General features: G+C 59.4%; 20 protein-coding genes and 1 pseudogene. 6 read left to right on the top strand and 15 right to left on the bottom strand.

Annotation, left to right across the window (positions count from 1 at the left end):
• The first annotated feature begins 106 nt into the window (after positions 1-106).
• Complete coding sequence (locus tag ACA049_RS00215; protein WP_497332207.1) at positions 107-1,336, top strand: nucleoside recognition domain-containing protein; 1,230 nt, start codon at positions 107-109, stop codon at positions 1,334-1,336.
• Positions 1,337-1,455: 119 nt separating this feature from the next.
• Here ACA049_RS00215 and ACA049_RS00210 read toward each other — a convergent pair whose 3' ends face one another.
• The 13 genes and pseudogenes from ACA049_RS00210 to ACA049_RS00150 form a co-directional block, all read right to left on the bottom strand.
• On the bottom strand, positions 1,456-2,082 hold the full coding sequence (locus tag ACA049_RS00210; RefSeq protein WP_497332205.1) for an ABC-type transport auxiliary lipoprotein family protein: 627 nt from the start codon (positions 2,080-2,082) through the stop codon (positions 1,456-1,458).
• Positions 2,079-3,017, bottom strand: coding sequence for an MlaD family protein (locus ACA049_RS00205; protein WP_497332203.1), 939 nt, complete (start codon positions 3,015-3,017; stop codon positions 2,079-2,081). Before ACA049_RS00205 ends, ACA049_RS00210 begins: the two co-directional genes overlap by 4 nt.
• Position 3,018: 1 nt before the next feature.
• Positions 3,019-3,822: an ABC transporter ATP-binding protein gene (locus tag ACA049_RS00200; protein WP_497332201.1), complete on the bottom strand. Its 804-nt coding sequence runs from the start codon at positions 3,820-3,822 to the stop codon at positions 3,019-3,021.
• On the bottom strand, positions 3,819-4,967 hold the full coding sequence (locus ACA049_RS00195) for an ABC transporter permease (RefSeq protein ID WP_497332199.1): 1,149 nt from the start codon (positions 4,965-4,967) through the stop codon (positions 3,819-3,821). The genes ACA049_RS00200 and ACA049_RS00195 overlap by 4 nt, the downstream gene beginning before the upstream one ends.
• A 55-nt stretch (positions 4,968-5,022) precedes the next feature.
• Positions 5,023-6,051, bottom strand: a complete 1,029-nt coding sequence (locus tag ACA049_RS00190) for a DUF5924 family protein (RefSeq protein WP_497332197.1) — start codon at positions 6,049-6,051, stop codon at positions 5,023-5,025.
• Between the two features lie 107 nt (positions 6,052-6,158).
• Positions 6,159-7,547, bottom strand: coding sequence for a M16 family metallopeptidase (locus tag ACA049_RS00185; protein ID WP_497332195.1), 1,389 nt, complete (start codon positions 7,545-7,547; stop codon positions 6,159-6,161).
• Positions 7,548-7,714: 167 nt separating this feature from the next.
• Positions 7,715-9,373, bottom strand: a complete 1,659-nt coding sequence (locus tag ACA049_RS00180) for a Na/Pi cotransporter family protein (protein WP_497332193.1) — start codon at positions 9,371-9,373, stop codon at positions 7,715-7,717.
• Positions 9,374-9,659: 286 nt separating this feature from the next.
• Positions 9,660-10,178: a hypothetical protein gene (locus ACA049_RS00175; protein ID WP_497332192.1), complete on the bottom strand. Its 519-nt coding sequence runs from the start codon at positions 10,176-10,178 to the stop codon at positions 9,660-9,662.
• A 120-nt stretch (positions 10,179-10,298) separates the two neighbouring features.
• The gene (locus ACA049_RS00170; RefSeq protein ID WP_497332191.1) at positions 10,299-10,952 is read right to left on the bottom strand and encodes a hypothetical protein; all 654 of its coding nucleotides are present in this window, start codon (positions 10,950-10,952) and stop codon (positions 10,299-10,301) included.
• Positions 10,949-12,108: pseudogene (locus ACA049_RS00165) on the bottom strand (DUF2515 family protein). The gene ACA049_RS00170 and the pseudogene ACA049_RS00165 overlap by 4 nt, the downstream one beginning before the upstream one ends.
• A 19-nt stretch (positions 12,109-12,127) precedes the next feature.
• Positions 12,128-12,625, bottom strand: a complete 498-nt coding sequence (locus ACA049_RS00160) for a PAAR domain-containing protein (protein ID WP_497332190.1) — start codon at positions 12,623-12,625, stop codon at positions 12,128-12,130.
• Positions 12,626-12,886: 261 nt separating this feature from the next.
• Entirely contained in the window at positions 12,887-13,654 is a 768-nt protein-coding gene (locus ACA049_RS00155; protein WP_497332189.1) for a TerC family protein, read from the bottom strand.
• Between the two features lie 85 nt (positions 13,655-13,739).
• On the bottom strand, positions 13,740-15,047 hold the full coding sequence (locus ACA049_RS00150; RefSeq protein WP_497332187.1) for a CitMHS family transporter: 1,308 nt from the start codon (positions 15,045-15,047) through the stop codon (positions 13,740-13,742).
• 408 nt (positions 15,048-15,455) lie between these two features.
• On the opposite strand from ACA049_RS00150, the gene ACA049_RS00145 reads away from it, so the two are divergent.
• Complete coding sequence (locus ACA049_RS00145) at positions 15,456-15,857, top strand: GFA family protein (protein ID WP_497332185.1); 402 nt, start codon at positions 15,456-15,458, stop codon at positions 15,855-15,857.
• On the opposite strand, the gene ACA049_RS00140 is transcribed toward ACA049_RS00145, so the two are convergent.
• Positions 15,858-16,184, bottom strand: a complete 327-nt coding sequence (locus tag ACA049_RS00140; RefSeq protein ID WP_497332183.1) for a DOPA 4,5-dioxygenase family protein — start codon at positions 16,182-16,184, stop codon at positions 15,858-15,860.
• A 78-nt stretch (positions 16,185-16,262) separates the two neighbouring features.
• Between ACA049_RS00140 and ACA049_RS00135 the strand changes: the two genes are divergently transcribed.
• The gene (locus ACA049_RS00135) at positions 16,263-16,928 is read left to right on the top strand and encodes an NAD(P)-dependent oxidoreductase (RefSeq protein ID WP_497332181.1); all 666 of its coding nucleotides are present in this window, start codon (positions 16,263-16,265) and stop codon (positions 16,926-16,928) included.
• A gap of 37 nt (positions 16,929-16,965) precedes the next feature.
• Here the strand turns inward: ACA049_RS00135 and ACA049_RS00130 are convergent, their stop codons facing one another.
• Entirely contained in the window at positions 16,966-17,916 is a 951-nt protein-coding gene (locus ACA049_RS00130; RefSeq protein WP_497332179.1) for a choline sulfate utilization transcriptional regulator, read from the bottom strand.
• Between the two features lie 114 nt (positions 17,917-18,030).
• Between ACA049_RS00130 and betC the strand changes: the two genes are divergently transcribed.
• From betC to ACA049_RS00115, 3 genes are all read left to right on the top strand, one after another.
• Positions 18,031-19,545 carry a choline-sulfatase gene (betC, locus tag ACA049_RS00125; protein ID WP_497332177.1) on the top strand — a complete coding sequence of 505 codons (1,515 nt, stop codon included), beginning with the start codon at positions 18,031-18,033 and terminating at the stop codon, positions 19,543-19,545.
• A 16-nt stretch (positions 19,546-19,561) separates the two neighbouring features.
• Positions 19,562-20,482 (top strand): choline ABC transporter substrate-binding protein, encoded by a 921-nt coding sequence (gene choX, locus ACA049_RS00120; protein WP_497332175.1) that lies wholly within the window; start codon positions 19,562-19,564, stop codon positions 20,480-20,482.
• 158 nt (positions 20,483-20,640) lie between these two features.
• Positions 20,641-22,209, top strand: a complete 1,569-nt coding sequence (locus ACA049_RS00115) for a SulP family inorganic anion transporter (protein ID WP_497332173.1) — start codon at positions 20,641-20,643, stop codon at positions 22,207-22,209.
• Positions 22,210-22,217 lie beyond the last annotated feature (8 nt).

The raw sequence follows: 22,217 nt of genomic DNA, 5'->3' as shown, positions 1-22,217 counted from the left end.
TTCAGGTGCGACCAGCGCTAGTTAAAACAAACCCCGGAGAAATCCGGGGTTTGTCGTTTCTGCACACCCCGCTATCATTCGCGGCATTCTTCGGGGGATATAACTGATGCTCAATGGCCTGTGGCTTGGCTTCTTCATCGTGGCTGCCGTTTCGGCACTGGCGCAATGGCTGATCGGTGGTAACGCCGGGATCTTCGCGGCGATGGTGGAGAGCATTTTCGCCATGGCCAAATTGTCGGTCGAAGTCATGGTCCTGCTGTTCGGCACTCTGACCCTGTGGCTGGGCTTCCTGCGAATCGCCGAGAAGGCCGGGATCGTCGAATGGCTGGCCAAAGCACTGGGCCCCTTGTTCCTGCGGCTGATGCCGGAAGTGCCGGCGGGTCACCCGGCCATCGGCCTGATCACACTGAACTTCGCTGCCAATGGCCTGGGCCTGGACAACGCCGCCACGCCGATCGGCCTTAAAGCCATGAAGGCGCTGCAGGAGCTCAACCCCAGCCCGACCATCGCCAGCAATGCGCAGATCCTGTTCCTGGTACTCAACGCCTCCTCCCTGACCCTGCTGCCGGTGACGATCTTCATGTACCGCGCCCAGCAAGGTGCGCCCGATCCGACGCTCGTGTTTCTGCCGATCCTGCTGGCAACTAGCTGCTCGACACTGGTTGGTCTCTTGTCGGTGGCGTTCATGCAGCGTCTGCGCCTGTGGGACCCGGTGGTGCTCGCGTATCTGATTCCCGGTGCCTTGGCCCTCGGTGGCTTCATGGCGCTGCTGGCGACGCTCTCGGCGACCGCTCTGGCCGGTCTGTCATCAATCCTCGGCAACCTGACGCTGTTCGGGCTGATCATGCTGTTTCTGGTGATCGGCGCGTTACGCAAAGTGAAGGTCTACGAAGCGTTCGTCGAGGGCGCCAAGGAAGGCTTCGACGTCGCCAAGAACCTGCTGCCGTATCTGGTGGCGATGCTGTGCGCCGTTGGCGTACTGCGGGCGTCCGGGGCGCTGGATTTTGGTCTGGACGGGATTCGGCATCTGGTGGAGTGGGCCGGTTGGGACACACGCTTCGTCGACGCTCTGCCGACGGCGATGGTCAAACCGTTCTCCGGCAGCGCCGCGCGGGCGATGTTGATCGAAACCATGAAGACATCCGGGGTGGACAGCTTCCCGGCGCTGGTGGCGGCGACGATTCAGGGCAGTACCGAAACAACTTTCTATGTGCTGGCGGTGTACTTCGGTGCGGTGGGCATCCAGCGGGCGCGGCATGCGGTGGGGTGCGCGTTGCTGGCTGAACTGGCCGGTGTTCTCGGCGCGATTGGCGTTTGCTACTGGTTCTTCGGTTAACCACAAAACCCTGTGGGAGCGGGCTTACTCGCGAAAGCGGTCTGACATTCAACATTGATGTCGACTGATGTACCGCTTTCGCGAGCAAGCCCGCTCCCACATGGGGATTTGTGTTGGCTTTAGGGGCGGGGAGGCGGGGCGGCTTTCTGGCCTTGCGCAACCGCCCAACTCACCACCTGCGCCGTCAACTGATCGCTGGCCTGGCCAAACCCGACCACCACCGCCGGCACCTTCACATCGCTCAATGGCTGACGCACTTCAAAGCGGCGGCTGGCGAGGATGCGCTGGTCATAGCCGCGCACCAGCAACGCGTCCAGCCGCACGACCACGCTGGCGGCGGTGCCTTGGTATTCAGTCTGGAACGCCTGCAGGCTCCCGCCCAATTCCAGGTCTGCCTGGAAGTTGCTGTCATCCGTGCTCAGCAACGGCACTCGGCCGTCCCGCTGGAAACCATCCAGCAGTCGATTGCGCAGCAACACCGGCGCCGGATCGCTCCAGCGCGAGGCGGTGTAGCTGCTGATCAGGTCTCCCTGCGGGATCACGGCGATTTTCGGGCTGTTCAACGCTTCGCTGGCCTGCGGCTTGGTCAGGCGCAGCGACCAGCGTTGCGGCGTGCCGTGACTGGCCGATGCGCTGCTCTGGGACGACGGCAAGCGATAGACATCGGACGGCTCGGACTTGGGCAGGATCGAGCAAGCGCTGACCAGCGTGAAGCTGGCGAGGAGGGCGAGGTGCGCAAGCTTCATGGCGTGAACTCCTTGTTCTTGTCGTTGCCCAGCAAGTAACCGCTGGGGTTGGCTTCCAGGCGTTGGGAAATGGCCCGCAACGAGGTAAGGGTGTCGCGCAGTTCGCGCACCGCGGGGGCCAGGCCATTGAGGCCCTGCATGCCGCTGTTCAGAGAATCCTGGTTGGTGGTGAGCAATTTGTTGATGGTCGCGCTGCTTTGCTCCAGCGATTTCATCGCCTGCTCGGCGCTGCCGAACATCTGCTTGCCCTGATCGTTGAGCAGGCCATTGGCGTTGCGCATCAACGCCGACGTCTGCTCCAGCATCGCGCCAGCCTGCTTGCCGACCGACGCCAGTTGCTGCATCGCCTGACGAATATCGCCGCGCTGGTCGGCGATGGTGCCGGTGGTTTGTTCCAGATTTTCCAGGGTCTTGCTGATGCGCTCGACGTTCTCCGTGGAAAACATCAGGTTGGCGTTATGCATCAGCGTGTTCACGCCGGCCATCAGGTCGCCGCTGTCATTGAGCAAGCGAGCGATAGGCGAGGGCGAAGCGACAATCACCGGCAGATGGCCATCCTTGCCCTTGAGGGTCGGACTCTGCGGTGTACCGCCGCTGAGCTGGATGATCGAGGTCCCGGTGATCCCGGTCAGCGCCAATATGGCCCGGGTGTCTTCCTTGATTGGCGTATCGCCGCCCAGGCGAATCCGCGCCAGCACCCGGCGCGGGTCTTTCGGGTCCAGGCGCAAGGTCACCACATCGCCGACTTTGATCCCGCTGTATTGCACGGCGCTGCCCTTGGACAAGCCGCTGACCGCCTCGTTGAAGACGACTTCGTAATCCTTGAATTCGGTGTCGACGCTGGACTTGGCCAGCCACAGACCGAAGAGCAGGGCGCCTGCCACCACAATGACGGTGAACAGGCCGATCAGCACATGATGGGCTCGGGTTTCCATGTCAGACCTCATTCAACTGTTGAGCGGCGGTCAGCGCCGCGCGGCCGCGAGGGCCATGGAAGTATTCGTGAATCCACGGGTCGTCGGTTTCCGAGACCTTGTCGATGGCGTCCGCCACCAGCACTTTCTTCTGCGCCAGCACCGCCACCCGGTCGGTGATGGTGTAGAGCGTGTCCAGGTCATGGGTCACCAGAAACACACTCAGGCCCAAGGCATCGCGCAGGGTCAGGATCAATTGATCAAAGGCGGCGGCGCCAATCGGGTCGAGGCCGGCGGTGGGTTCGTCGAGGAACAGGATGTCCGGGTCCAGCGCCAGCGCACGGGCCAGTGCCGCACGCTTGATCATGCCGCCGGACAGCGAGGCCGGGTATTTGTCCGCCGCCGACAGCGGCAGCCCGGCCAACGCCAGTTTCACCGCCGCCAGGTGCTCGGCGTCTTCACGGCTCAGGCCGGCGTGTTCGATCAGGGGCAGGGCGACGTTCTCGGTCACCGTCAGCGAAGAGAACAGGGCACCTTTCTGGAACAGCACGCCAAAACGCCGTTCGACCATCGAACGCTCGTGCTCGGACAGCGTCGGCAGGTTCTTGCCGAAGACCTTCACCATCCCTTCGCTGGGCTGGCGCAAACCGACGATGCTACGCAGCAACACTGATTTCCCGCTGCCGGAACCGCCCACCACAGCGAGGATTTCACCTTTGTATAAATCGAGGTCGAGGTTCTCGTGCACGCTCTGGCTGCCGAAGCGGTTGCACAGCCCACGGACTTCGATCACCGCCTCGGAGGGCGCTCGGGGTTGACGACTCACCAGCCCATCTCCATGAAAAACAGCGCGGCCACGGCGTCGAGCACGATCACCACGAAAATCGACTGCACCACGCTCGACGTGGTGTGCGCGCCAACGGATTCGGCGCTGCCACTGACCTTGAAGCCTTCAAGGCAACCGATCGCAGCAATCAGGAACGCGAAGATCGGCGCTTTGACGATCCCCACCAGAAAGTGCTGAACGCCGATATCGGTCTGCAGCAACGACAGGAACATCGCCGGCGAAATATCCAGCGACACGGCGCACACAACGCCACCGCCGATAATCCCCGAGAGCATCGCCAGGAAGGTCAGCATCGGCAGCGCCACCAGCAACGCCAATACCCGCGGCACCACCAGCAACTCCATCGGATCGAGGCCCAATGTGCGGATGGCGTCGATTTCTTCGTTGGCCTTCATCGAGCCGATTTGCGCGGTGAACGCACTGGCGGTACGGCCGGCCATCAGGATCGCGGTCAGCAACACGCCGAATTCGCGCAGGAAGGAGAACGCCACCAGGTCCACGGTGAAGATGCTCGCGCCGAAACTCGCCAACACCGTCGCCCCGAGAAACGCCACCACGGCGCCGACCAGAAAGGTCAGCAGGGCTACGATTGGCGCGGCGTCGAGGCCGGTCTGTTCGATGTGCGCGACCATTGGCGTGAGGCGCCAGCGCTTGGGGCGAAACAGCCCGCGCGCGATGGTTTCGAGGATCAGGCCGACAAAGCCCAGCAGCTGCAGAGTGTCCTGCCACACGGTGTCGACGGCGCGACCGATGCGGGTCAGCAGTTGAATGCCGACGCTGACTTCCGGTTCCTTGATCGGCACGCAAAAATCGCTGAGCGAGCAATAAACCGTCTGCAACAGGGCGCGGTCAGCAGGGGACAGGGTGCAATCGGGATGCTCGGCGGATCGGCCCAGACGCTCGGACCCGAGCAATTCGACCAGCAGCGACGCGCCAGCCGTGTCGAGCGCACCGAGGCCATTGAGGTCGATGTGCGTGCTGTCGTCATATTGGCCGCGGAGCTTTTCGCTCAGGTGCTTGAGGTCGGTGTAATGGGCGAGCGTCCAGTCACCCGTGACCCGCAGTTGTGCAGGGGAGTGAGAGGCGTCTAGCTGGGCATTGCCGGCCAATGTGCTGCTGGTCATAAGCTCCGTGCTTGTTCGGCTATTTGCGCAGAGCTACGTAATAGCACGAACCGGATTACTTTTCTTTGATCGGTGTGCTGTCCTTGATTTTGAAGCGCAACACACCGATCAACTGGCCGTCTTCGGTCAACACCCGAACCTGCCATTTGCCCGCCGGGTTACCGGGGAAGTTCTGCTTGTGGGTCCAGGCGCGATAGCCTTCCTTGCGCCCGCCGTGGATGTCCAGCGGGATGCGATCGACCTCTTTGCCGTTGAACGTCCACACGTGATAAATCCGCTCGTCCAGACCGCGCGGGGCGTTGATCGCGGTGTAAGCGTACAGGCCGTCGCCACGGATCTGCTCGGCGCTGACCTCTTCCAGGCTTTTGCCGGGCGTGCGGTCCTGCATTTGAGTGCTGATCGCCACATCGGTCATCCACAGCGTGGCCGGCGGCACCCACGAGCGCAGCACCCAACCCACGCCGCCGATACCGACGGTGATACTCAGGATCGCCAGCGCATTGCGCACCGTACGGATCGGGAAGATCGACGCCAGGCTCGGGAACGACAGCACGACGGAGATACCCAGCGCCAGTTTGAAACTCTGGGAGGTGGTCAGGTGCATGATGACGGGCAGGGCGGTGAGCAGCGCAGCAAACAGCGTCAGCGTGTGCAACGCCAGAAACGCCCAGCGCCGGGGCGCCAGCCATTTGTAGTAGAGCGGGTCGATGATGGAAATCAGCGCCGCAATCCCCAGCATCCCGGTAAAAAACAACTGACCGCTGTTCCAGGTCGTGGTGATGAAAAAGAATGGCAGGACGAAAAACAGGCTTTCCTGGTGGATCATCTGCGTGGCGTAACGCAGCAAAGGCTGGGGAATTTCGCGTTTGAAGACTCGGGTGAAGAGCTTGGTGAGGCTGTTTTCCAGCATCAGCCAGATCCAGCTGAGCACCATGATGATGGTGATCCAGGTCGCCAGGCCCTGTTGCCGATCCACCAGCATGAAGCTGCCGACCCCGGAGATAAAACCACCGAGCGCAATGACCCCTGGATAGCGCTTCATCAGCTCCAGGATGCGCTGGACGTACAGGGTCAGAGTAGGCATTCGGCGGTTCACAATAGTCGTGGGAAAAATCCTCGACAGAGTACCGCCCGTGGAGCGGTGTGGCGAGGTCCGCAATCCGATCAAAAAACCCTGTTGCAGCCTGCGGGCTACACGGTAGGGGGCGCTCTTCGGTGCAGGCGCCAGCCCAGCAGCATCAACACCACAAGACCAAACACCCCGGCCATCGCCCACATCAACTGGTCATAACTCATCAGCGGCTTCTCGATCCGCACATACCCTGGCTGTATGAGCAACTCGCGCATGGCCTTGTTCGCTTCCGCCAGGGTCACGCCTTGCAGTTCCTTGGCCGGGTCGGCGAAACGCCCGTCCTGGTAGTCCCCCAGCGCGCTCCAGTAGTAATCGGCCAGCGCACTGTTGCCTTGCACGGCCCAGGCCTGACGGGCGATGGCGGCCTGTTTGAGGCGGTTGAAGGTGTCTGCGTCGAGACCGTTCTTGAGCAAGCCGGCCTTCAAATCCTCCAGCACCTGTACGGCCTCCGTCACGTCGTCGCGATCAAGGTCAGCGTTCAGGCTCATGAAGCCCACCCCGCCAAACACCTCGCGCTCGGCCGAGGGGCCGTAGGACAAACCGTGAGCCAGGCGCAGTTGGCGATAGAGCGCCCAGTCCAGATAGTCCTTGAGCAGGTCGAAGGTTTCGTCGTGCTGATCCTGCAGCACCGGTTCCGGCACCAGCCAGTGCAACTTGGCACCACCGCCGACAAAGCCGTCGCTCAACGTTCGCTCATGGGCGGCGCTGGCCTGGATTTCCGGCAAGGGCAGGTGATCGGTCGGGTCGACCGCTTCAAGTGCGCCATATGAACGTTCCAGATACGCCGGCAACAACTTGTCGAGCTCACCGACCACGATCAGCGTCATGTTGTTGGGCGCATACCAGGCCTTGCGCACCTTCTCCAGTTGCTCGCGGGTCAGGTCATCGACCTCCGCCCGCTCGGGGCATTTGAGGCCCAGCTCCACCGCCAGCTGATTACTCGCGGTGTGGCCCAGGTCCTGACGATCCAGCCAACGCTGCAAGTGCGAGTAATGGCCGCCGTCTTCGCGCTCGACCACTTGTTTGGCGGCGTTGATGGCGTTGTCGTCGATTCGGGTCTGGGTCAGCAGCGCGAGGAGCAGGTCGAGGACCTTGCGCTGGTTTTTCGCCGGGGCTTCGATAACGAACGTGGTGTCCGCGTTGCTGGTGAACGCGTTCCACTCACCGCCCAGGGCCTGCATGCGCTCTTCCAGGCCACCTTCGCCCGTGGCGTCGATGCCGCTGAACAGCAAGTGTTCGAGCAGATGCGGCAGTTCCTTTTCGGCGCAGCTGAAATCATCCAGGCCCACACCGACCACCAGGCGAATCGCCACATGCCCGCGCTCGGTGCCCGGTTTGAGCAGCAATTGCAGGCCGTTGGGCAGCGTATAGCCCTCGACCTGGAAGCGATCCAGCGCAAGCGAAGGGAATGAGCCAAGCAACAGACAGGCGAACAGCAGACAACGCATAGCAAGCTTCCAGGCAACCAATCGGAGATCCATGTCGTCAGTCATGCCGCCTTCGCGAGCAAGCCCGCTCCCACATTTGAAACGCATTCCACTGTGGGAGCGGGCTTGCTCGCGAAGACGGCCTTGAAGCTGAATACATCTTACTGACTGACCCCACCGCCAGACGTTCAAGGCGAATGCGTGATGTCAGCCATATCGTCGACCGCCAGCGCACCCGTGTCCGACGTTTCCAGCACCACATAAGCGCTGCTGCAGAACAGCGAATTCAAGCGCTTCATGTCAGCGATCAGCTCCAGGTGCAGTGAGCTGGTCTCGATACTCTGCACGATCTTACGTTGCAAACGGCTGACGTGAGCATGGGCCAGGCGGCGTTCCTGTGCGCGAAAGCGACGTTTCTCACGCAGCAACTGGCGGGCACTTTCCTTGTCGGCACTGAGGAACACCGACAAGCCCAGACGCAGGTTGGAGATCAACTGGCTGTGCAACCCGGCCAATTCCTCCAGGCCAACCTCGGAAAAGGACCGGCGCTGCGAGGTTTTCTGCTGTTGCACCTTGCGCAGCATGCGTTCGATCAAATCGCTGGCAAGCTTGAGGTTGATCGCCAGCTCGATGATTTCCGCCCAGCGCCGACTGTCCTGTTCGCTCAGGTCTTCCCGGGGCATTTGCGCCAGGTAGAGCTTGATGGCGCTGTAGAGCGCTTCGACATCATCGGTCAACTTGCGCATTTCCTGGGTGATGGCGGACTGTTTGCCGCGCAGCACGTCGAGCATCGCTTCGAGCATGTTGTCGATCAGATCGCCCATGCGCAGGGTTTCCCGGGCGGCGTTGGCCAGCGCCAGGCTGGGTGTGACCAGCGCGGTCGGGTCGAGGTGTCGGGGTTTTGCCATGCCGTTGAGCTCTGGCCGCTCCGGCAGCAGCCACGCGCAAAGCCTGGCCATCGGGCCGACGCTGGGCAGCAGGATCAGGCAGCGCGCGGTGTTGTAGAGCAGGTGGAAGCCGATGACCATTTCCTGAGGACTGAAATCGAGGCTGTCGATCCAGTGCACCAACGGGTCCAGCACCGGAATGATCAGCAGCAGGCCGATCAGTTTGTACAACAGGCTGCCGAGCGCCACCTGACGCCCGGCGGCGTTTTGCATGCTGGTGCTGAGGAACGCGAGGATGCCGCTGCCGATGTTGGCGCCGATCACCAGGCCGATGGCCACCGGCAGGCTGATCACCCCAGCACCAGCCAGAGTCGCGGTCAGCAGCACGGCGGCCAGGCTGGAATAGGAAACCATCGCGAACATCGCGCCGACCAAGGCATCCAGCAGGATGTCGCCGGTCAACGAGGCGAAAATCACCTTCACGCCCTGCGCCTGGGTTATCGGTGCAGCGGATTCGACGATCAGTTGCAGCGCCAGGATGATCAGCCCGAGGCCGATGCTGACGCGACCCATCTGGCCCAGTCGGGTCTGCTTGCGGGACAGGAAGAAAATCACCCCGAGAAAGATCAGCAACGGCGACAGCCACGACAAGTCGAACGTCAGCACCCGCGCCATCAGCGCCGTACCAACGTCTGCCCCGAGCATGGTCGCCAAGGCGGGCGTCAGCGCCATCAGGCCCTGACCGACAAAAGAGGTGACGAGCATGGCGGTGGCGTTGCTGCTCTGGACCATCGCCGTGACGACGATCCCCGAGATGAACGCGAGCCAGCGTTTGGACATGTTCTGGCCGATCACATGGCGCAGATTGGAACCGAAGACCCGCAGGATGCCGGTTCGGACGATGTGCGTGCCCCAGATCAACAAGGCCACGGCCGATAACAAATTGAGCAGGGTGAGCATGCAGGCCCCCTGTGGTGGTAGCGCCCCAAAGGGGCAAATTGACGGTGCCGCGCGACGTTCTACGTTCTGTACTTAAGCTGTAGTTGGCTAACGGTCTGGGCGCCAGCATCGCATAGCTAAAGAAGTGATTGAAACAAAACTGTCATGAAAACAGTTCGATGCAGAAATGAAGAAGGGACCCGAGGGTCTCAGGCGGACAGTTGAAAAGGTTCGCGAACACAACCCCTGTGGCGAGGGAGCTTGCTCCCGCTGGGCTGCGTAGCAGTCCTAAAATCGGGGGGAGAACTCAATCGCTGAAATGATCCCTGCTCAGCCCTATGTCGATCAGATACCCGGCTGTTTCGGCGTCTCGCTCATCACAGCGGGCGTAGCATTTGATGTGCAGTAACTGATTGTATTTGTTGGGAATCAGAAGAATGACTCCGTCAGCCTGATCAAACAGCTTGGCTTGTAGCTGTCGTTTCCCTTCGTCGCTCGAGACGTCTATCCAGTCGTTACCTTCAACCGGCTCCGGTGTCCAACCGGTCTTTTTGAACATGGATTGCAGGTCGTCCAAGAGTTTTGCTGTTTGGGGGAAAGGTAGCGTCTCCACCATCGGAGATGTAGTGATGCCATCCATTTCTCCCTTGCTGTAACCCACCGCTCCGTAAATGGTTTCCGGCAAGGTAAAGCCATGCTCAGGATCATCAAACGTGATGACGACCGGACTGCTTATCCAGGTGGAGTCAACTTCGGGGGGGGTCGCTTGGGTAAACAGAAGTTTTCCGATTGACTGGGAATGTTGAGTCTTCAACGAGTGCTGCATACGGCTTACCGATATGAAGGATCAACTTATCAATCGGGAAGTGAAAAGAGGTCAGGCAAACGAAAAGGATAAAAAACGTCGCTGTGTGCAGATAATGGCCCAGCCTTCGGAAGTAACTCCTCATTTCTCGATGCGATCCCGCCCAACGCTGATATCGATCAGGTACTTTGCTGTCGTCGAATCTCGCTTGTCGCACTGTGCATAGCACTTAATCAAAAGCAGCAGGTTGTACTTTCCCGGCACATACAAGTCTATGCCTACGGCCTGATCGAAGAGCTTCGCCTGTAATTGATCACGCTCTGCGACAGACTCGGTTCTGAACCAATCATTATTCTCTAGAGGCGCTAGCTTCCACCCTCGGGATTTGAGGATGTTTTGTACCTCCACCAATCGAATCACTGCCTCTCCAAATGGGATTGTTTCCGACATGGGCGACGTAGTCAGTGTCGTGACTTTCTGGCCTGCATACGTAACTGCTCCAAATACCGTGGGAGGGAGTTTGAATCCGTAAGCGGGATCATCAAACTCAATGACGGTCGGGCTACTGATCCACGTAGAGCCCGGCCGCGGAGGGTCTTCTGCGTCGGTAGGGTCACCTGGATAGATTGCCGTGTTGTCCTCAACAGGGAATGTCGAATCTTGGACAACCTGCTCGTAGGGTTTTCCTATGTGGACGGATAGCGTCTTGTTGCCCGAGCGGGAATACACCAGGCTACCCACCACTAGAAGAATCAAAAAAATCAAAATCAACCAGCGCTGCATTGATCTGGTCACTGACGCACTCCATTTCCATTTGCGATATCTGTGATGGAGCTTTGTAGCTGGCTTTTAGTGGCTGGATTCGTTAGCAAGCTGTTGAATTGTGCTGCGGCACGGAGTACGAACTCCATCCTTTGGCTTTTATCCGCAAGATTTGCTAACGGATTGTTGCTGAAGGAGACGCTCCGGTTATCTGGTGCTTTGCACTGACTGGCCAAGGTGAGTTGTATTCCCTCTGGAACGCCGGAAAGCAGCCCCGTCACGACAGAAACAATATCTGAAGCATGTGTGCCACGAATAAGCGAGGCGAACCTCACATCCTCGTACATCGCGGGTTGCAGGATATTAATCTGCTCATGAGCGGCCATTGAGTTGACGCTGTCGGCGATGTTTCCCGCATCAATTGCCTCAAACGTATCAACGATCTCTTTATGAGCCACACCGAACGCAACAGTTTTTCCTATCGGCCACATCACATCCTTGGCTATTTCTGCGCGACTTCTCAGACATTTCTCCATTTCCTTGTAGCCACGCACCATAAAAAACGGTGCAGAGGATAAACATCCAAAAATAGAGAGGTGTTTCCCAATGCCAACATCTCGTACACATAGTCCAGTTGTTGTTGGACCAGCGAACGGGAATTGTCGCCAAGCGTGATGTCACTGGTGGGAACCGGATTTTCAGACCTGGCTTTGTCTACTTCCTCTTGGATTTTGGGATCGGTCCGACTGAACTTGAACCCTAATCCCTCAAACAAGGTTTCCGATGGGGCTTCTCGTAATTTACGGTGAGCTTCTTTTTCTGCAGCGATACCTTTTTGCAACTTGGTGGCATGGATCAACCCACACCCCACCTGCTTCGAAGCAAACGCCGCCAACCCCGCCCACTGAAACCGGTTATCCGCCAGCCACAACTGTGCATAGGCCGCGTTGATCTTGCGGTTGCGGGCTTGCGGGTCGGCAATCAACACGCCGCCCGGCGCCACCCATTCTTCGGCTTCTTTCTGAAACCTGCGCCACAGGCAGTTACAGGTCAGCAATGGCACTTCGACGCGGGTTTTCGGGTTCGGGCCGCCTTTGGTGGTTTCGCGCTTGCAGACGGGGAGTTCGCAGGTGCTGTCCCAGAGTTTCTTCATGTCCAGGTCGTCTGGGGCCATGCATTGTCCGGTCATTTCATTCTTCCTTGAGGCGTTAGACAGTCCAGCGGACTACGGCGAGGTCGGGCTGCAGGGTAGCGACGCTTTGGGTCATGCCCTCAGCGTTGGTCTGGCCTTTGACGATGCGGCCTTCGGCGGTTTCAATTTCGTAGTCTTGTTGGGCAATCGGCTCGCCATTACCGGCGCTGACGGCTTTGAATTCGACCAAAGGCTGACCAATGATCGGCAAGGGCGGGATGAAGGGCGCAGGGGAATGAGAGCTGCCGATGATGACGTTGCCGGAGCCGCCAATCACTACACCGCCATGGCTGGTGGTGCTATCGAGCGTCATGGCGTTGAGACCGTTGATGAATACGGTCGAAGAGAATCCACCGTTCAGGGCTTGGCCGCAGGTGCACGTGTCGCTGGCCCGAGCGGCCGCGAGACCGTTGAAAAACACATCGGGAGAACCGCTGGCAATCGGGTTGGTGCCGTGGCCGGGAAGGGGACAGGTGGTCGGGTCCGTGAGGCGTGCAGCCGGTTTTCCAGACATATGCATTCCTTGTCATTGTCGTTTGTAGCGAGCGGGGGACGCTAACCACCAGCGCTCGGTGCGTCAACCTTTGAACAAACCTTCGTGAAGAATTCGCAATCGAGTGGTGAATAACCGCGATCCGCCAGGCTAATCACAGCGCAAAAAAAATGTGGGAGCGGGCTTGCTCGCGAAAGCGGTGTATCAGTCAACATTGATGTCGACTGACACTCCGTCTTCGCGAGCAAGCCCGCTCCCACAGGTGTTGTGCACAGACTCGGGTTACTGCCCCGGAATGTCCTTGCGCAGTTTCACCGGATCTTGCTGTTTGCGTTTTTTCGCAATCGCGGTGCGCATCTTGATGTTGATCGCTTCGACCGCCAGCGAGAACGCCATGGCGAAGTAGACGTAGCCTTTTGGCACGTGAACGTCGAAGGATTCAGCAATCAGTACCATACCGACGATCAGCAGGAACGACAGCGCCAGCATCTTCAGCGACGGGTGCTTGTCGATGAACGCGCTGATGGTGCCGGACGCCAGCATCATCACCAACACCGCAACGATGATCGCCGCGACCATGACCGGTACGTGGGAGACCATGCCGACAGCGGTAATCACCGAGTCCAGCGAGAACACGATGTCGATGATTGCGATCTGGATGATGGTGTAGAGGAAGTTGCCGCCCTTGCCACCCGGCTCCTCATTGGACTCATCTTCACCTTCCAGCGCGTGGTACATCTCTTGCGAGCTCTTCCACAGCAGGAACAGACCACCGAAGAACAGGATCAGGTCTCGCCCGGAAATACCCTGGCCGAACACTTCGAACAAGTCGGCGGTAAGGCGCATGACCCACGTGATCGACAGCAGCAACAGGATCCGCGTGACCATGGCCAGCGCCAGGCCGAAGATCCGGGTGCGCTGCTGCATGTGCTTGGGCATGCGGCTGACCAGGATCGAAATCATGATGATGTTATCGATACCCAGGACGATTTCCAGGGCGGTCAGGGTAAAGAAGGCAACCCAGATTTCAGGGTTGGTCAGCCATTCCATGTGTATTCCTTTGAGCGAGTGTTAAACCACAAAAGGTCCGGGCTTCGAATAGCAAAGCCTGGACCCGTTGTGGTGAGTCTTGGGCTTATAGAGTGCTGAACAGCGGAAAGATCCCCATCAGCAATGCTGCAACCAGTATGCACATGCACACCAACACTGCCCATTTCAGGGTAAAGCGCTGATGGTCACCAAAATCGATACCGGCCAGGGCCACCAACAAGTAGGTCGATGGTACCAGCGGGCTCAACAAGTGGACGGGCTGACCGACGATCGAGGCACGTGCCATTTCAACCGCGGTTATACCGTAATGACTGGCCGCTTCGGCAAGTACTGGTAACACGCCGTAATAAAATGCGTCGTTCGACATGAAGAACGTGAACGGCATGCTCACCAGCGCAGTGATCACGGCCAGGTACGGACCGAGGAAATCAGGGATCACCGCCAGCAGGCTTTTCGACATCGCATCGACCATGCCGGTGCCCGACAGGATACCGGTGAAGATGCCCGCCGCGAAGATCAAACCGACCACCGCCAGCACGCTGCCGGCGTGAGCCGCGACGCGATCCTTCTGCTGTTGCAGGCAAGGATAGTTGACGATCATGGCAATACTGAACGCCACCATGAACAGCACCGGCAGCGGCAACAGACCGGCGATCAGGGTGCACATCAGGCCCAGGGTCAGAGCGCCGTTGAACCAGATCAGTTTTGGACGGCGGGCATCCGGGAATTGCGAAACGCTGATTTCACTGTGGTCGATTTCATCGCCGACCAGGTGCAATTCACCCAGACGCGCACGCTCACGTTTACCGTAGAAGTACGCAATCAAGAGGATTGCGATCACGCCGAACGCCATCGCCGGAATCATCGGGACGAAAATGTCGGACGGGTCCACATGCAACGCACTGGCCGCACGGGCCGTCGGGCCACCCCACGGGGTCATGTTCATCACGCCACCGGCGAGGATGATCAGGCCAGCCATGATCCGCGGGCTCATGCCGATGCGGCTGTAGAGCGGCAGCATGGCGGCCACGCAGATCATATAAGTGGTCGCGCCGTCACCATCGAGGGAGACGACGAGCGCCAGTACGGCGGTGCCGACCGAAACTTTCAACGGGTCGCCCTTGACCAGTTTGAGGATCTTGCGCACGGCCGGGTCGAACAGGCCGGAGTCGATCATCAGGGCGAAATACAGAATGGCGAACATCAGCATCACGCCGGTCGGCGCAAGCTTGGTAATGCCTTCGAGCATCATCGGGCCGATTTTCGGCGCAAAACCACCGAACAGGGCGAAGACGATAGGAATGATGATCAGGGCGATCAGCGCGGACAGGCGCTTGGTCATGATCAGGAACATGAACGTGATGACCATGGCGAAGCCAAGGAAAGTCAGCATGGGAATACTCCAGGCGTAGCGCGGCTAGGGAATGGGCGAACCGGTTGGGGTCAGCGCAGAACGGGAAGCACGAGGCGTACGGGCGGAGTTGCAGCGAAGCGGCGGGTAGCAGAGGACATCAGAATCACCATTGTTGTTGTTAAATGGGCTGTGCGAGCGATAAAACACTGGCATTGGCCGACCGGTCTTTTGCCGGCAGTGGGGGCGATCCTAATCGGGGAAGCTTTCAGCCAGCTTTCGCTGATGAAAGCATTGACCGGATGAGCTACCGGTCGTCGGACCGGGGCAGGGAGGTAAACCGGGTTGAATTCTTCGCGAGCAAGCCCGCTCCCACATTGAAATGCGTTCCCCTGTGGGAGCGGGCTTGCTCGCGAAGGCGTCAGTAAATACGCATCAGGAGGTATGGCCATGAGCGAACTTCACACCGGCGGCTGTCACTGCGGACACCTGCGCTATCAATTCAGCGGGCCGTTGCACGACATCGCCCACTGCCACTGCTCAATCTGCCGGCGAGTCAGCGGCGGAATCGTAACGACCTGGATCACCGTGCCCGCATCAGCCTTTAAATGGCTGAAAGGAACGCCAGCGCAGTACGAATCTTCAACAACCTGCGTGCGCTATTTCTGCCCAACCTGTGGCGCGCAACTGGCGCTGACCACGCACCTCAGCCCCGAGAGCATCGACGTGACCATCGCCACCCTCGATCATCCGGAGCAAGCGCCGGCCGAGCGGCACATCTGGACGGACAGCCAATTGCCCTGGCTGCACCTGGACGAGCATTTGCCGAGAGAGGCCGAAGAAAACCTCTGATCAAAAAATAGACAGATTCAGCGGCCGGATCGCGCCCATCCAGATGGCGTGCTCGGTGTGGTCCAGCAAATCGTCGCCGGTGTCCGGGTGCAGGAACACCACCAAACCCTTTCGGTTGAGCGCCAGCCACGGCAGCACGTCACCAATGAGCTCCGGCCCGAACGCCAATTGGCAACTCCAGTCGGGGTGCGGTCCCACCGGGCGTTCGTGCACGCGGCCCATTTTCAGCGGGAACGCCTGCGCCGCCTGCTCACACAGCGCGCGCGCCTGATCAATGCTGCTGGCGTCGAAATAGACGTGGGCGTGGTAACCCTTGATCTGTTGCATCTGAATCCCTCAAAAACCCAGTCGAACCCTCACCGATTCCTACAGGTCACACGCCATATAGAACAAGGAATCGCAGCCATGAAAAATGCTGAAACCCCGGTGGTGAAAGTGGTGCTCTATGGTGCCATGAGTAGCCTGGGCAGTGCGCTGATGGCTGAAATGCTACGGCGTCAACATGAAGTGATCGCGATTCTGGATGACCTGACGGCGCTCCCTCCGCGCCCGGGTTTGCGCACCAAGTCTGGCGACCTGTTCGAGGCTGAACGCGTCAAGCAAAGCGTGGCGGGCAGTTCGGCGGTGATTTGCCTGCTGGACGCACCGGGACTGCCATTCAACAGCGAACATGTGGAAAAAACCATCGTGCCAGGCCCGGTCGAGCAAGTGCTGGCGGTGGATGCCCTGATCGAGGGCATGCAGGCGGCGGGCATTAACCGACTGTTCCTGGTGGGAGATTTCGCCGAACTCGACGAAACCGAAGCTGAAGTGCTGGATCACCTTCAGCGGCATGCCGCCGAAGAAATCCTTGATGCGCTGCAGAGCAGTGCCTTGCATTGGACTCTGGTGAATGCGCCGCGCGGCGTGCCGGGGCTGACGATCGAACATTTCAGCCATGTCAGCAGCAGCCTTGAGCCGGGCCTGGCGGAACCGCTTGAACGGTTGAACCGCGTGGCGGTAGGGATTGCCGATGAGTTGCAGCTGAATCTCCACATTGGCGAGCACGTAAATTTCGTCGCGACCCTGTAGGAGCTGTCGAGTGCAACGAGGCTGCGATCTTTTCGTCTCACACCGCAATCGAAGGCAACGGCATACCCTTGAGCGATTGCGCACTGCTGGCCTGCTCGGCCATCAACCAATCGACAAATTGCTGGATCAATGCCCCACGCCGTTTGCGTTGGGGCAGAACCACGTAATAGCCGAGCCTGGAAATCACCGTGTCCGCAATCGGTCGACATAACAAACCCTGCGCCAACAAGTTATCCACAAGGTGCCGCCAGCCAATGGCCACGCCTTGGCCGCCGATCGCCGCTTGAATCAGCAACGTGTAATTGTCGAAGCGCAATTGCCCGGGGGCCGGTGCCGACGTGATGCCCAACTCGCGAAAGACACCGCTCCAGTCGAACCAGTTACTGCTGTTTTCACCGCGCAAGTGCAACAGCGGGAACTCCAGCAACGCCTGGGCCGGCAAGGGCAGGGGACGGTCCTTCAACAACAGCGGGCTGCACACCGGAAACACTTCTTCGCTGAACAGCCAGTGGCTTTCGCCCTGCTTGAAGCGGCCATCCCCGAACAACACCGCCACGTCGATATCGGTGCGCAGCATGTTGTGATTGCGCTCGCTGGTGACCAGGCTGACGTCGACTTGAGGATTGGCCTTATGAAAGCGGTGCAAACGTGGCATCAACCAATACGCGGCGAAGGCGAAGTCCGTGGCCACCTGCAAGACTTCATGTTGATGCTGTGCGCTGATCGCGCTCAATCCTGCATCGATATTTTGCAAACCGAGCTGAACCTGCTCGAAAAGTATGGTCCCAGCCTCCGTCAATTCGATGCCACGGTAGATGCGATCAAACAGCCGCGCCGCGAGCTGTTCTTCCAGCCGTTTGATCTGCTGGCTGACGGCGGGCTGCGTGGTGCCCAGTTCTACCGCCGCTGCGGTAAAGCTGCGATGACGCGCAGCGGCTTCAAACGCTCGAAGCAGATCCAGCGACAAATTTCCAAGGGCGTCATACATAAGCGGTACTTATCCTAGTCATTGCCGTGCATGGGCTTTACCACAATGTGCATGGACTCCATGCTCGATCGCAGCACTCTCGCATAAATATTCACTATGGAATGCCGCGATCACATGAAGCGCAAGAATATTCTTTTCATCATGGCCGATCAGATGGCCGCGCCAATGTTGCCGTTCTACGGTCCTTCGTCCATCAAACTGCCTAATCTCAGCCGCCTCGCCGCCGAAGGCGTGGTGTTCGACGCCGCTTATTGCAACAGCCCACTGTGCGCGCCGTCGCGTTTTACCCTGGTCAGCGGTCAGTTGCCGAGCAAGATTGGCGCCTACGACAACGCGGCCGATTTCCCCGCCGATGTACCGACTTATGCCCACTACCTGCGTCGACTCGGCTACCGCACCGCGCTGTCGGGCAAGATGCATTTCTGCGGCCCGGATCAGCTCCACGGCTATGAAGAACGCCTGACCAGTGACATCTACCCGGCCGATTACGGCTGGTCGGTGAACTGGGATGAGCCGGACGTGCGGCCGACCTGGTTCCACAACATGTCTTCGGTGCTGCAAGCCGGGCCGTGTGTTCGCACCAATCAGCTGGATTTCGACGAAGAGGTGGTGTTCAAGGCGCAGCAATACCTGTTCGATCACATTCGCGAGGATGGCGATCAACCGTTCTGCCTGACCGTGTCGATGACTCACCCACATGATCCGTACACCATTCCCAAGGCGTTCTGGGACATGTACGACGACGCTGACATCCCGTTGCCTACAACACCGGCCCAGACCGAACTCGATCCGCATTCCCAGCGTTTGCTCAAGGTGTATGACCTGTGGGACAAGCCGCTGCCTGTGGATAAGATTCGCGATGCGCGTCGCGCGTATTTTGGGGCTTGCAGCTATATCGACAGCAACGTCGGCAAACTTCTGCAAACACTCGAAGATACCGGGCTGATCGATGACACCATCATCGTCTTCTCTGGCGACCATGGCGACATGCTCGGCGAGCGCGGCCTCTGGTACAAAATGCACTGGTTCGAAATGGCCGCCCGCGTCCCCCTGTTGATAAGTGCACCTGGACAATTTGGTGCAGGCAGGGTCAGTGCTGCCGTGTCCACCGCCGACCTGTTGCCCACCTTCGTCGAACTGGCCGGCGGATCGCTGGAGCCAGGCTTGCCGCTGGACGGTCGTTCGTTGGTCTCGCATCTGCAAGGGCAGGGCGGTCACGACGAGGTGTTCGGCGAATACATGGCCGAAGGCACCATCAGCCCTTTGATGATGATCCGCCGCGGCGCCTACAAATTTATCTACAGCGAAGACGACCCGTGCCTACTCTTCGACGTACACAACGACCCGCGCGAACAGGAAGAACTCAGCCAATCGCCGCAGCATCGGCCTCTATTCGAGGAATTTCTGGCTGAAGCACGGGCCAAATGGGACATACCGGCGATACACCAACAGGTGCTCGCGAGCCAGCGTCGTCGGCGATTCGTCGCCGAGGCGCTGACCATCGGCAAGCTGAAGAGCTGGGATCACCAGCCGCTGGTGGACGCCAGTCAGCAGTACATGCGCAACCACATCGACCTCGACGATCTGGAACGTAAAGCACGTTATCCACAACCCTGCCAAAACCAATAATGTTAAGGGGAAGTCCATGCAAAAGTTATCCACAGTACTGACGTTCGGGCTACTGGCTCTGAGCAGTGCATCGGCCTTTGCCGATCAGAGCTGCGACACGGTGAAAATGGCCGATCCGGGCTGGAGCGACATCGCTGCGACCAACGCCATTACCGGGTTTCTGCTGGACGGCATGGGCTACAAGGCCAAGGTCGACACCCTCGCGGTGCCGATCACCTTTGGCGGGTTGAAGGATGGCCAGGTCGACGTGTTTCTGGGTAACTGGATGCCGGCTCAGCAGGGCTTCTACGACAAGTTCGTCGCCACGGGCGATGTCACCCAACTGGCGAAGAACCTCGACGGCACCGAATTCACCCTGGCAGTTCCGGATTACGTGTGGGACGCGGGTGTGCATAACTTTGCCGACCTGAACAAATTCGCCGACAAGTTCGACAAGAAGATCTACGGCATCGGTTCGGGCGCCCCGGCAAACATCTCGCTGCAAGAGATCATCAAGAAGAACGACTTCGACATGGGCCAGTGGAAACTGGTCGAGTCCAGCGAGCAGGCAATGCTGGCCGAAGTGTCCCGCGCGGTGAAGAAACAGAAGTTCGTGACCTTCCTCGGCTGGACGCCGCACCCGATGAACGTGCAGTTGAAAATGCATTACCTGAAGGGCGGCGAGAAGTACTTCGGCGACACCGGCAGCGTTCATACCCTCACCCGCAAAGGTTATGCACAGGCCTGTCCGAACGTCGGCAAGCTGCTCACCAACCTGAGTTTCACCCAGGAAATGGAGAACAGCATCATGGCTGAGGTGGTGAACAAGAAAGTCAGCAATGCCGATGCGGCCAAGGCGTGGATCAAGGCCAATCCTGCGGTGCTGGATAAATGGCTGGATGGCGTGAAGACCGTGGATGGAAAAGATGCGTTGCCGGCGGTAAAAGCAAAGTTGTAACCCATTCCTGTGGGAGCGGGCTTGCTCGCGAAGGGGCCATCAGACCTGGCACTTATGTCGACTGACACTGCGCATTCGCGAGCAAGCCCGCTCCCACAGGAGGAACGATCAGCGCAGGGTCCTGATACCCTTGCGCAAAACCCAACCCGAGAGGACCCATGGCCTTCCCCAGCCGCCAATCACTCTTTCCCTTCCTTTCCTGGTTGCCCCGGCAAACCCGCGCCAGCGTCGGTCGTGACCTGATCGTTGGCCTCAGCGGCGCCATTCTTGCGTTGCCACAATCCATTGCCTACGCCCTGATCGCCGGTCTCCCGCCGGAATATGGCCTGTACGCCGCGATCATCCCGGTGCTGATCGCTTGCCTCTGGGGTTCGTCGTGGCATCTGATCTGCGGTCCTACGGCGGCGATCTCCATTGTCCTGTACGCGAGTGTCAGTCCTCTGGCCGTTCCCGCGTCAGAAGACTACGTCACCCTGATCCTGCTGCTGACGCTGCTCGCCGGGATTTTCCAGTGGCTGCTCGGATTGCTGCGCTTTGGCGCCCTGGTGAATTTCGTTTCTCACTCGGTGGTGCTGGGCTTCACCCTCGGCGCGGCGGTGGTGATTGCCATCGGCCAACTGCCGAACCTGCTGGGGCTGGACCTGCCCAATCAGTCCACCGCACTGGACAGCTTTTTGATGGTGTTCAAACACCTCGGTTTTGTGGATAAACCATCGCTGATTCTGGGGCTGACCACCGTCGTGGTCGGCGTGGTTCTGAAATCACTGCTGCCACGCTGGCCGACGTTGTTGATCACCTTGGCGCTGGCTGGACTGCTGGTGTGGTTCTGGCCGTCGATGTTCGGCCATGTGAAGTTGGTCAGCGCGTTTGTAGGGCGTTTGCCACCTTTCAGTCCGCTGCCGCTGGACCTGGATCTGATCCTGCGCCTGCTGCCCAGCGCCGTGGCGGTGGGGATGCTCGGGCTGGTGACGAGTCTGTCGATTGCCCGTTCCTTGTCGGCGCGCTCCCAGCAATTGCTCGACGCCAATCAGGAAGTCCGCGCCCAGGGTTTTTCGAACATGGTCGGGGCGTTTTTTTCCGGATCGCTGTCAGCCGGTTCCTTCACTCGTTCGGGTCTGAGCTACGAGGCGGGCGCCTGTTCACCATTGGCCGGCGTGTTTTCAGCGTTGTGGGTAGCGCTGTTTGCGATCTTCGGCGCGGCATTGATCGCGCACATTCCGATCCCCGCCATGGCGGGCAGCATTTTGTTGATCGCCTGGGGATTGGTGGACCATCGGGGCATTCGCGCGCTGTTGCGGGTCAGCCGCGCCGAATTCCTGGTCATGGCGCTGACCTGCGTTGCCACGTTATTGCTGGAGTTGCAGACGGCGATCTATGCCGGGGTCCTGGCTTCGCTGTTTTTCTACCTCAAGCGTACTTCGCAACCCCGCGTTCAGCATTGGCGCGAAGGCGATGAAGACATTCTGCGAGTCGGCGGTTCGATCTTTTTCGGCGCCAGCCATTACCTGCAAGTGCGCCTGCAACGGATGCACGGTGCGCGGGTGGTGATCGAGGCGCAGCAGATCAACTTTATCGACTATTCAGGCGTGGAAATGCTGCATCAGGAAGCGCGACGGTTGCTCAAGCAGGATCGCAGCCTGACCTTACGCCGGGCACGGCCGCAGGTGGTGGAGGAGTTGCGCAAGCTTGAAGGCGCGGAGAAATGCCCGATCCGGTTTGAAGATTGAACATCACA

The sequence above is a fragment of the Pseudomonas sp. LBUM1662 genome, assembly GCF_059695915.1.
This window is presented reverse-complemented; position numbering and strand designations above follow the sequence as displayed.